Source organism: Flammeovirga sp. MY04 (assembly GCF_001682195.2).
Taxonomy (GTDB): Bacteria; Bacteroidota; Bacteroidia; order Cytophagales; family Flammeovirgaceae; genus Flammeovirga; species Flammeovirga yaeyamensis.
The window spans coordinates 3882501-3894271 of record NZ_CP003560.2; the positions used below are offsets into that span (position 1 = coordinate 3882501).

The following is an 11771-nucleotide window of genomic DNA, read 5'->3' on the forward strand; positions in this document are numbered from 1 at the left end:
GTTAAAACCGCTGTTTTTTGAGTCTTAAAGGATAAACACTTGGGTTTATCCATACATTAAATTTCTTTAATGCTGCTTCGTTTTTCACTCTTCCCTATTCACTTTTTAAAAGCCCTTCCGTTGAAAGGCGAGTGCAAAGGTAAGAAGAGAATTTTAATCTGCAATAGTCATTAATTTTTATTTAGAACCTATTTTTACACATACTTTATAAAGTAATCATTTATAGGGATTTACATTTTTGAAAAACAATGAATTATTCTATTCATTATAGGGAAAGAATATAGCATTGCTTAGAATATGCATTCCGTTCCACCAAAATCCACGGAATACAGGAGACTCTACAAAGTAGATCACTGTACCATTTTTTAGTTTCTCAGAAGTAATTATTGATGTATTTGGCATTCTTTCTTGTAATTCATGTCCCATAAATCCAGAAACCAATGCATCTTCATTTAAAACACCCAAATTATAATTTTCATTTAGTAACGGTAAAAAGGTTTTATTCTGTTTTAAATTGAAGTACGCTTCTAAACCATTTGAGATATTACTTTCTGAGTTTAAAGAGACTTTTAAAACACAACCCGCAGCATTCATATTCGTTGCTTTGCGTCCTTTCACTCTGGAAGATCTTGTTTCTTGAACTTCAGTCCTATTCAATGACTCATATAAGGCGGTAAGCGAATTCTCCGACATAATTTTAATTGCATCTTCAAAAAGTATCACCTTACCTCCCGATTTTACGAAGTTATCAACTACTTTTTTGGTATTCGGACTGTACCTACCATCACTTATAATTAATATATCAGATTTCAATACTTTAGAAGTAGTTAGATTTTCAGTATCAATAATACTCATTGGGTAGTTAAGGATTTCATCAAAGTAATACCACAAAGCACCAAAATCAAGAGCATTTGTTTCAGCACCTCCCAAAATACTTACCTTAGGTTTCTTAAATGCAATAAGGGAATTATTAAAATCATCCTCAGATAAACTCAACCATTTATAACTTGACTCTTTGATGAGGTCTTTCATCAAGTTCTTATTGGGCTGAAAAATAAAAGAGTCTCCTTTTTTAAATTCCATATCCTGAATTACTGTATCCCTATCTAAGTAGAACACTGATTCTACTCCCATCATAGAAGTCAACACTTTAATATTATCCACGCTTGACCAAGGAATAAATAAAGTATTCCCATTTTCCTCTATAGAGTTATTTTTAAAAGTTTGATTCGAATAAAACGAATGATTGATCTTATGTTTTACAGCCAAAGCCTCTACGCCATAAGCAAAAGGTAATGCCCATGCAGTTAAATCATAAGTTAAAGAATCGGTCCTTTCCGTAAAGGGCTCCATCAAAACTTGCAACGCTCTTCCTTTAGGTTGATGTACATTTAAAATGATATCTCCTTTATTTACCTTCGATTTTAATTCAGAATTTGAAAAGTAATCAAACGCAGTTACATTAAAATCATCAGTTGCATATGAATAAGCTATCTGATGACGATCCATTAATTCTAATAACCTATCGATATTTTTCCTTTTTCTAAAAGAGTCTTTGATAATAAAATGCTGGTAACCATTATTAGGGGAATGATCAAAAAAATGCTCGAACTGATCTAATAATTCTTTTTTATTCTCACTTGCCGTATAAATCGAAATCATTGAAGTTTCAAAATGCTTTTCGATCCTTCCTTTTAATGTGATAGGCTGAATAATATTCGTACTCTTAAATTCCAATCCGGCGACACCATGCCCTCCTTGTTCAAAAGTAAAACCTACCGCTCCATTAAATGAAGTCCAACTATCTCCATAAGATGGGTAAAGAAGATCAAAAATCTCTTCTGTGAAATAGTCCCATTGATTCTCTTTAAACAATGTCTCATAATTCTCAGAGGCAATTCGTTGATATTTTCTTTGCCAAGAAGTAATCGACTGATGAATAGGTTCAGCTGGAGGTCCGAAAAAATAAGAATACTGAGGCATCATTTCATGAAAATCAACATACACATGAGGCATGTATTCTTTATATACTTCATACCTTAACCTAGACTCTCGTTGTGTTTGCCAAGCCCAATCTCTATTTAAATCAAATAAATAATGATTATACCTACCCGTTGGCCAACGCTCTTTATGTGTCCAATGACCTACAGAAGAGTTATTGAATTTTCCTTTCTTCATTCGAAAATCATTCACATATCTTTCTCTTCCATCAGGATTCAAACAAGGATCTATAATAACAACAAGGTTGTCCAATGCATCATTTAACTTCACCTCATCTCCTTCTAAAAGGTGATGAATTACTTTTAAAGCCACTTCTGTACCTGACGCCTCATTTCCATGTACATTATATCCTAACCACACAAAAGGTACATCTGTAGATGTTTTTCCATCTGATAACCCTGCCCTAATAATATTGTCAGATTTCAGTTTATCCAGTCGTGTGATATTTTTCTCTGATGATATGACTAATAAGGTAAGCGGTCGACCTTCTGATGTGGTACCATAGTTATGAATCAAAGTCTTTTTGGGATAAGCAGTATGTGCTTCATTCAAATAATTAATTACTTGATGATGATAAGTGAAATTGCTACCCAACTCATATCCTAAATATCTACTTGGAGAGGATAATTGAGCAACAGTTAGGTGAGTGATAAAAAATAAAGAAAAAAGAAGACCGAGAATCCTCATATAAAAAGCTTAATCCTTGAATTATAATTAATTATAGTTCAAGTTATGAATTTTGTTTAGAATGAAGATAAATTTATTGTAAAAAAAGAAGATACCTTATGTACATAACACTGCAACTTACGCAACTAACTGATAAATAATAAGTTATTTCCTGCGAAAAAATAGTAAAATTTACACTTAGAAATTTTACATAATAAATTTAAATAGCTATAATTGTAGATAAGGTATCCCCCTTAGAACCAAATATTTCATTTACTACTATTATATTTTTTTCATGCGACTATTCAAATCTTTTTTTACCCTGTGTTTCGCATTACTATTGTTAAGCATGGGAGAAACAATCGCAAACGACAACAATGGACCAACTTCCAAGTCTGAAGTAAGTACTTCCGCTAAAGCAACCACTCGCTACATCTTTTTTAAAGCCGTAAGAAAAGATTGCTTGAAAGGAGATACTGAAATTTTATCTTCTATTGTGGAGATAGACATCACTAAATTCTCTAAGGAGAAGTTTAAGTTACTAGCTGAATTTCAAAAGGAAGTACAGCAAAAGTATCCTAAAAATGTGATTCATGTAAATTTGGGTTGTATTGAAGGTGTTTATACTAACCTTCGTGAAGCAACAAGTGCAAAGAAAAACATTATCGACAACGTTAGAGAAGTTCGATCGGTAGTGTTAAGATGAACTGATGATTTATCATTAAAAAAGAAAGCGATGTACTCTATAAATGAATACATCGCTTTTTTATTTGATAATTATCCGATTATCTATTCTTAAAGATTAGTTTACCCGAGTCAGGCTCAACATCAATCAAAACAACACTGTCTTTCTCAACATCTCCACCCAAAATAGATTTTGATAAATCATTAAGAATATATCTTTGAATGACTCTCTTTAAAGGTCTTGCCCCAAATTCTGGTTCATAACCTAAATTGGCTACTTGTTGTAACGCTTCTGGAGTAATTTCTATTTCTACGCCATTGCTTCTAATTCTTTGTTGTATATCCTTAAACTGAATTGCAGCAATTTTCTTCATGTTCTCTCTTGTCAAAGGTTGGAACATTAAGATCTCGTCGATCCTATTCAAGAACTCTGGTCGAACCGTTTGTTTTAGCAATTGAAGTGCTTTCTCCTTGCTATCATCAAGAATTTCTTCTTTTTCGATAGTTGTGGATGCTTTTTCCAAGTCGCTAATTCTATCCATCATGAAATGTGCTCCCATATTTGAAGTCATAATCACAATTGTGTTTTTAAAATCGGCTACTCGACCTTTGTTGTCAGTAAGTCGACCATCATCCAATACCTGAAGTAAAATATTGAAAACATCAGGATGTGCTTTCTCAATCTCATCTAACAAGATCACAGAATAAGGTCTTCTTCTTACTTCCTCGGTTAACTGACCACCTTCGTCATATCCAACGTAACCCGGAGGCGCTCCAATCAGACGGCTTACCGCATGTCTTTCTTGGTATTCCGACATATCGATTCTCACCATTGCCTTTTCATCATCAAATAGATATTCGGCTAATGCTTTGGCCAATTCGGTCTTACCAACACCGGTCGTACCTAAGAATAAGAAAGAACCAATAGGTCTTCTTGGATCTTGCAATCCTGCTCTACTTCTACGCACAGCATCAGAAATAGCTGTAATTGCCTCGTCTTGTCCAGCCACTCTTCGTCCTAATTCTGCTTCAAGGTGAAGTAATTTTTCTCTTTCCCCTCTCAACATTTTAGCAACAGGAATACCTGTCCAACGAGCCACTACCTCAGCGATATCATCAGAAGTTACTTCCTGACGGAGCATTACGTTACCTGTCGCTGAATCTTTCTCTGCTTCCAATTGAAGTTCTTCCAACTGTTTTTCCGCTTCTACTATTTTCCCGTATCTGATTTCAGCTACACGTCCATAATCACCGCTTCTTTCTGCTTGATCCGCTTCAATTTTATATTTATCGATATCCCTTTTAAGTTGTTTTACAGCATCAAGAGTTTGTTTTTCTCTTTTCCACTCATCTTCCAACTCATTCAGTTTACCTGTAAGCAATCTGATTTGATCCGTAAGGATATTTTCTTTTTCGACATCATTTTCTCTACGGATAGCCTCTCTCTCGATTTCCAACTGCATCACCTTACGTTTGATCTCGTCTACCTCCTCAGGCATAGAGTTCATTTGAATACGCATACGCGATGCCGCCTCATCCATTAAGTCAATGGCTTTATCTGGAAGAAAACGATCAGAAATATATCTATTGGATAATTCAACCGAAGCGATAATTGCATCGTCTTTGATCCTCACTCCGTGGTGAACTTCGTATTTTTCTTTGATACCTCTCAAAATAGAAATAGCATCGTCTACATTCGGCTCACCAACAGTGACCGGCTGGAATCGTCTTTCTAAAGCCTTATCTTTCTCAATATATTTTTGATATTCCTTTAGTGTTGTCGCACCAATCGATCTTAACTCTCCTCTCGCTAATGCAGGTTTCAACAAGTTCGCAGCATCCATTGCACTATCACCTCCAGCACCTGCACCAATTAAAGTATGGATCTCATCAATAAATAAGATGATTTTACCTTCAGCACTTTGTACTTCTTTGATGACCGCTTTTAGTCTTTCCTCGAACTCACCTTTGTATTTAGCTCCAGCGACCAATGCACCCATATCTAATGATGCAATAGAAATATCTTCCAAGTTTTCTGGAATATCCCCCGCCACAATACGCTGTGCTAATCCTTCGGCAATAGCCGTCTTACCTACACCCGGCTCACCAATAAGCATTGGGTTGTTTTTGGTTCTACGAGAAAGGATCTGTAAAACTCTACGGATTTCCTCATCTCTACCAATAACAGGATCTAACTTACCTTCTCTAGCCAATTGTGTTAAGTCAATAGCATATCGTTCTAAAGATTGATATTGACCTTCGGCATTCTGATCTGTTACTTTACTTCCTTTACGTAACTCCGTAATTGCCTTTTTCAAGTAATCAGTAGTAAAACCTGCTTGCTTTAATAATTGAGCAGTTTTATCATTTCCTTGTAAAAGACCTAATACTATATGTTCTACTGCTACAAACTCATCGCCCATTTCAGACATAAACCTTTCTGCATCTTGAAGAGCTTTTGCTGCTTCGTTTGACAAGTATGGATTATCTCCAGAAGATTTTGGATAAGCAGTAACAATACTGTCTAATTGTTGATTTAAGGTCGCTTTATCTGCTTTTATCTTATTCGTCAAGAAAGTAATCATATTATCTTCTTGCTCGATAACCGCTTTTAAAATGTGACCTTTTTCAATGATTTGTTGTTGATATCCCTTCGCAATAGTTTGTGCTTTTTGCAGTACCTCTTGAGAACGGATGGTATATTTTTCGAAATTCATATGCTTTGATTATTAATTTAAGTTATAGAGACTCAATTAAATTTTACAACTACCCATTGATCAATAACCGTTCAAAAGTACGTTATAAGACAATTTTTCCTCTTTGCACTAATTATTTGATACACGATCAGACAAAACGACATTAATTGACTAAAAAACAGATAGTTACAATGACAATACGGCAGAGTTTTAGGTGATAAGTAAGAGGGAATAACTAATAGGAAGCTAGTTTTTTTATGAAAAAGCTCTTGTGAATAACGAGGTGATAGTGTTCTTAGGTAGCAGGTAGCAGGTAGCAGGTAGCAGGTAGCAGGTAGCAGGTAGCAGGTAGCAGGTAGCAGGTAGCAGGTAGCAAAGTTAACGCTCGTTTTAACTAAGGAAGTAAGGAAGGGGTTACTTTTTTGGGAAAACTTAAGTCAACTCACCTCCCTAAACGAGGTGGTGAAACCCCTCGATACACAAACTGGGTGAAAAAGATGAAAAACTATCCTTACCTCTAATTTAATTATTAAGATAAACTCTAAACCAACTCACCTTCCAAAACGAGGCGGTGTACCCCCTTGATATAAGAACCGGATGAATAAGATGAAAAAAAGTCAATGATTTTCTGTCGAACACATCTGTCTGTTTGTCTATTATGTACAAACACTACTTATAACAAATAATTACCCTATCTCATGAAAGTATTAGAATATATCGGTTTAGCTGTTTTGGCTGTTGTCGTAATTTTTAAATCAATTATTATAGGAAAATAAAAAGGCAATTGTATTGCTACAACTGCCCTTAACTTTAAGTCCCCCTAGTTTATTACAAGAAATTAGGAAGGTCTAATTTCTTCGAAATTCTGTAAGCGGCGTTCATCAAACCTACGTGACTGTATGTTTGAGGGAAATTACCCCACTGACTGCCATCATTCGAATCTACATCTTCTGATAACAACCCAACGTGGTTGGCATAACTACTTACTTTTTCAAAGTATTCAATTGCTTCTTTCACTCTTCCCACACAAGCTAATGCTTCGATGTACCAATAAGCACAAATAAGGAAAGTAGTTTCCGGAGCTCCAAAATCATCTACGTGACGGTAACGATAGAATAATCCATCTTTTGCCATCAATTCTTTCTCCATTCCGGCCAAGTGTCTTCTTGCTCTTTCCGAATTTGGATCAAGATAGTTCATGGTGATCAATTGCAAACAAGAAGCATCCATATCTTTCGCTCCTGCAGCTTGCATATATACACCTGTTTCTTCATCATAACAACGTTCGATCATTTCAGCAGCACGCTCTTTGATTTTAAGTGCTTTGTCTGCCATCTTCACATCGTCGAAGTATTGTGCCATCTTATAGGCGGCAGACGCCCCTGCCCAGTGGAACAAGAAAGTATAACAGTAATGTCCAGGGCGATCTCTAAATTCCCAAAGGCCTGCATCTTTCTCCTCCATTGTATCAGCGATCTTCTGTAAAGTATGCTCTACCAATTTCTTCGTATGCATACGGTACTTATTAGTAAATCGCTTATCGGCATAAAGTGGCAATAAAGAGGTTAATACCTGTCCATATACATCATTTTGAATATGAGTATAAGCATCATTACCAATTCTTACAGGTTTATTTTCACCCAAATACCCTTTTAATGGCATTTCGATTTCTGTAATCTGCTTTTGTGCCGTAATCGTATATAATGGCTGATATCGGTCTTCTTCTTGTCGAGTAACATTCTCGATATATTTAAAGTAGGCTTCTACTTCTTCGAAGTGACCAATGTTGTTAAAGGCATTCAATGTATAGAACGAATCCCTCATCCAACAATATCTATAATCCCAGTTTCTTGTACTCTTATGGTATTCTGGTAATGAAGTAGTACCAGAGGCGATAATCGCTCCAGTATCTTCATACTGATGTATCTTAAGAATTAACGATGAACGGATTAATTTTTCTTGATGGAAGAAACTAATTGATGTCGATTTCACCCAGTTTCTCCAGTATCTTTTCGTTTTAGTAAAGAAAGCCTCCGAAGTAGCTTCGATTGCTGCTTCTAATGGAGCACCGTAAGTTAATACAGTATACACCGCACCACTCAATACAAATGGATTTTCTTCCATTACATAAGAAAGTGGAATATTGGTTGTTAATCGCATATGTTGGTCATAGCCCAGGTAGCGAATGTGATTCGACCCTTGAGATTTCTCTGGTGTAAATTCACCATATTCCCCAGTAGGATTACAAACAACCTTAATCGATGGAGTGCCTTGTAATGGTTCGATCTTACGAATCATCATTAAAGGCTTATAATAACGGTCATCTTGTTCAAAACGAGGTGCAAAGTCTGTCACTTTAAAATCACCTTCCTCAGTATATACCTCGGTAACAAGAATGTTGGTGTTGGTAACGTAATATTGTTTGGTTTCCTTGATTTTCGCAGTAGGTTTAACAGAGAACTCCCCACCCTTTTCATCATCAAGTAAATCACCGAAAATAAAGCTGCTATCAAATCTTGGCCAACACAACCAACGCACACTAGCTTTTGTATCAATATAGGCCATAAACGCACAGTTGCCTATGACACCCATATCGTACTTATGAGTTTTTTTCATGTTTAGTAATTATAGTTAATTGTCACTTTGGATGTTTGTCTGTCATCAATTTAAGAATAAAAACATCAAAAAATAAATTTCAACCGATAGCAATTTTGATTTAATACGTTTTAAAATCAGATATTTTGAATAATAATTTCAATTTGATAAACATTTCAGAAGATTTAATCATTTAAAAAATAAAAGATGACAAGGTTTTTGCTTATTAAATATTAAATCAATTATTGGCTTATCAGAAATAGATTCTCTTTTTTTGATTTATTCCTAAATTGTCAATCACAAAGCGGATTGCTTAATAGAGAGAAAAGATTTTTTGATTCAAAATTATACACATAATGAAAAAGGTTTTATTTACTTTTTTGATCGGATTATTTGCTTTAGCGGTACAAGCACAAGACGCTAAAGGTCCGATAATCACATTTGCTGAAAGCACTTACGAATTCGGTGATATCCACCAAGGTGATGTTGTAGAACACACTTTTAAGTTTACAAACACAGGAGATGCTCCTTTAGTAATCATCAATGTTTCTACTACTTGTGGATGTACTGCTCCAAAATGGCCAAAAGAGCCTATCGCTGCTGGTGAAGAAGGTGAAATCATTGTAAAGTTCAACTCTAGAGGAAAAAGAGGGGTACAGAACAAACCGATCACTATTCAATCAAATGCTAAATCGCCAACAAGAATTTCGATTACAACAAACGTTTTAGTCGACAATAACTAGTCGAAAAAAAGGTTTTTTATATATAAGGAAAGACTTCGAGAAATCGAGGTCTTTTTTTTATGTCATACACCAAGGTTTCAAACTATCAATACTTTAACACTTATTGTTAAACATCTCTAAATAAGTAAACAAAACACGATCTGAGGGACGATTAGACTCGTTATGATAATTATGAGTTTTAACATTTTCAAATATTAACCATCATATTTTATGTCTCTCTTACTGTACATTATCGTCTTTTTGTGTATTGTTTATAGTGTGTTGAGTATTATACCTCAACTTTCCAAAAACTATCCAGTACTTAAACCCAAAATGGGCGGTCTATCATTTGTCGCGGCATTAGTTATTATGATTTCATCTAATGCTATTATGTGGGCAGAACCAGGATATCAGTACTTCGTGACTTATCCCAATGGTCAGAAATCAGCATTTATGTCAGAAGGTTATCACTTTACTTGGTTTGGTAAAGTTCAGCCATGGAGTAAATACATCGATATCACTACAGAAGATGTAGAAGATGATGATAATTCATCGATGAAAGCTGTTCCAATTCGTTTTATCGACCAAGTAACGGCTTTAGGTTATCCTTCGGTTAGGGTACAGATGCCAACTACTCCAGAAGATTTTATTGATGTTGCTGTGAAATTCAGATCTCAAGAAAACTTAGTGTCTATGACATTGATTCCAACGATCCGTGAACAGCTTGTCAATACAGCTTATATGTACGCAGCACAAGATTATATTTCTGGTGATGCACAATCTTTCCGTCAGACTTTTGAGGAACAATTGAAATTTGGTTCTTATGAAGTAAGAAAAATCGAAATGGCGGATACTCTTTTTGATAGTTCAATTCAGAAAAGTAATCGTGAGATCAAAGAGATTAGAAAGAAATACATGGTAGAGAAAATCATGGATTCGAAAGGTCAATTCAAACGTATTCCAAACGAAATTTCTGATAACCATATCTTGATTTCTCAAGTAGTCTTACCATCCATCGACATGGAATCTTCATTTAAAAAGCGATTGGAAACGCAAAGAGATGAATCGGCGAAACGTCAATTGGAGATTCAAAGAATTGAAACGGCCAAAGCTGCACAGTCTCGTATCCTTGCAGAAGGTGAAAGAGATAAAGCGGAGGAAAGAGTGAAAAGAGAAAAAGAGCAAGTTTCAAGTTTGATTGCTATCGAAACACAATTGAAGCAAGAAGAGACCAACAAGAAGTTGGCAAAAATCAAATATGAAACAGCTCAATTAGAGGCAAAAACTGAAAAGGTAGTAGCAGAAACAAAAGCTTACGCCAACAAACAGTTAGTGAACTCTGGTCTTACTCCTGAACAAAAATCGTATTGGGAGTATAGAAAAGACTCCGTGAAATGGGCCAACATTAGTAAGATCAAATTGCCTGAGCAATATTTCTCAGGTCAAGGTAACAGTAAAGGAGGCGATCTTTTACAATCGATCTTAGCAGCTCAGATTGCTACTAAAAAATAGACCTTTTCCACCAACATTACTTACAGCGGTTAAATTATTGGTATTCTTTATCCAACTACCACTTCTCAACTTTTGGGAAGTGGTTTTTATTTTTCCCAAATCTGGAAGTAATCTTCATCTAACTTTTTAGAAAACCCTAAGTCTATCAGAATTTGTTCACATTCGTCTGCTTGTTCTTGAGTTAAGATATTATTGAAAGGGTGTATTTCGAAATAAACACGCTTTAAGCCTCCAATAAACTCCTTGAAATTAGAAAGCAATGGTAACTCTCCACCTTCAATATCCATTATCAAAGTATCAAAAGTGATGTTAAACTGTTCTTGTAATTGTTCGGGAGTCACTCCTTCAATCTCTACTTTCTGACTCGTCTGAACATTGGCACTACTTTCAACAATTGACTTATTGATGTTGAACGTTACTTTATCTTCTGAAGAAAGTATCTTATTGACAATTTGAAACTGACAGTTATTCTGATCTCTATTTTTTGTAAGGTGCTCAATTAAAAAAGGATTGGCTTCTACCGTAATATGATTTGCCGGATTGCCTAAAGTCTTATTGATAACACATGAAACCACACCAATACAACCACCTAGTTCAAGCACTTTTGCATCTTGTGGTAAATATTGAGGTATAAATAATCTTTCTTGTTTTTCGTACCAGCCTAAAGTAAAAGCACCTCTAAAAAATCGGGTCGTAAGATCTTTCGGAACACTGTACGTATTTCCGTTTGCTTTGTATTCCTTTTGAATAAAATCAAAAATAAAACCTGCGATAAACTGCTTTATCGGTAAATATATATTGAGAAGTAAAAAATTCATTTGTTCATGTTTTGGGTAAAGATATCATTATTGTAAAAAAAAGCGACACATTTCTGCATCGCTTTTTCTTTGATATT

At 35.1% G+C, this 11771-nt stretch carries 7 protein-coding genes; 3 read left to right on the top strand and 4 right to left on the bottom strand.

Translation table 11 applies throughout. The features are described from left to right. Positions 1-258 precede the first annotated feature (258 nt). Complete coding sequence (locus MY04_RS15520) at positions 259-2688, bottom strand: M14 family zinc carboxypeptidase (protein WP_066211042.1); 2430 nt, start codon at positions 2686-2688, stop codon at positions 259-261. Between the two features lie 328 nt (positions 2689-3016). On the opposite strand from MY04_RS15520, the gene MY04_RS15525 reads away from it, so the two are divergent. Then, the gene (locus MY04_RS15525) at positions 3017-3373 is read left to right on the top strand and encodes a hypothetical protein (RefSeq protein ID WP_066211044.1); all 357 of its coding nucleotides are present in this window, start codon (positions 3017-3019) and stop codon (positions 3371-3373) included. Positions 3374-3452: 79 nt separating this feature from the next. Here MY04_RS15525 and clpB read toward each other — a convergent pair whose 3' ends face one another. Then, entirely contained in the window at positions 3453-6068 is a 2616-nt protein-coding gene (gene clpB / locus MY04_RS15530; protein WP_066211046.1) for an ATP-dependent chaperone ClpB, read from the bottom strand. A gap of 807 nt (positions 6069-6875) precedes the next feature. Continuing rightward, positions 6876-8663 (bottom strand): glycoside hydrolase family 15 protein, encoded by a 1788-nt coding sequence (locus tag MY04_RS15535; RefSeq protein WP_066211048.1) that lies wholly within the window; start codon positions 8661-8663, stop codon positions 6876-6878. Between the two features lie 335 nt (positions 8664-8998). On the opposite strand from MY04_RS15535, the gene MY04_RS15540 reads away from it, so the two are divergent. Together MY04_RS15540 and MY04_RS15545 are read left to right on the top strand one after the other, a co-directional pair. Next, positions 8999-9385 carry a DUF1573 domain-containing protein gene (locus MY04_RS15540; protein WP_066211050.1) on the top strand — a complete coding sequence of 129 codons (387 nt, stop codon included), beginning with the start codon at positions 8999-9001 and terminating at the stop codon, positions 9383-9385. 210 nt (positions 9386-9595) lie between these two features. Continuing rightward, positions 9596-10876: a YggT family protein gene (locus MY04_RS15545; RefSeq protein ID WP_158297727.1), complete on the top strand. Its 1281-nt coding sequence runs from the start codon at positions 9596-9598 to the stop codon at positions 10874-10876. Between the two features lie 86 nt (positions 10877-10962). Here MY04_RS15545 and MY04_RS15550 read toward each other — a convergent pair whose 3' ends face one another. Next, on the bottom strand, positions 10963-11694 hold the full coding sequence (locus MY04_RS15550; protein WP_066211054.1) for an FkbM family methyltransferase: 732 nt from the start codon (positions 11692-11694) through the stop codon (positions 10963-10965). Between the last annotated feature and the right edge of the window lie 77 nt (positions 11695-11771).

What these genes read in the sequence shown, in the direction of transcription:
- MY04_RS15520 (WP_066211042.1), bottom strand. Translation starts at nt 2,688, where the DNA reads ATGAGGATTCTCGGTCTTCTTTTTTCTTTATTTTTTATCACTCACCTA.
- MY04_RS15525 (WP_066211044.1), top strand. Translation starts at nt 3,017, where the DNA reads ATGGGAGAAACAATCGCAAACGACAACAATGGACCAACTTCCAAGTCT.
- clpB (WP_066211046.1), bottom strand. Translation starts at nt 6,068, where the DNA reads ATGAATTTCGAAAAATATACCATCCGTTCTCAAGAGGTACTGCAAAAA.
- MY04_RS15535 (WP_066211048.1), bottom strand. Translation starts at nt 8,663, where the DNA reads ATGAAAAAAACTCATAAGTACGATATGGGTGTCATAGGCAACTGTGCG.
- MY04_RS15540 (WP_066211050.1), top strand. Translation starts at nt 8,999, where the DNA reads ATGAAAAAGGTTTTATTTACTTTTTTGATCGGATTATTTGCTTTAGCG.
- MY04_RS15545 (WP_158297727.1), top strand. Translation starts at nt 9,596, where the DNA reads ATGTCTCTCTTACTGTACATTATCGTCTTTTTGTGTATTGTTTATAGT.
- MY04_RS15550 (WP_066211054.1), bottom strand. Translation starts at nt 11,694, where the DNA reads ATGAATTTTTTACTTCTCAATATATATTTACCGATAAAGCAGTTTATC.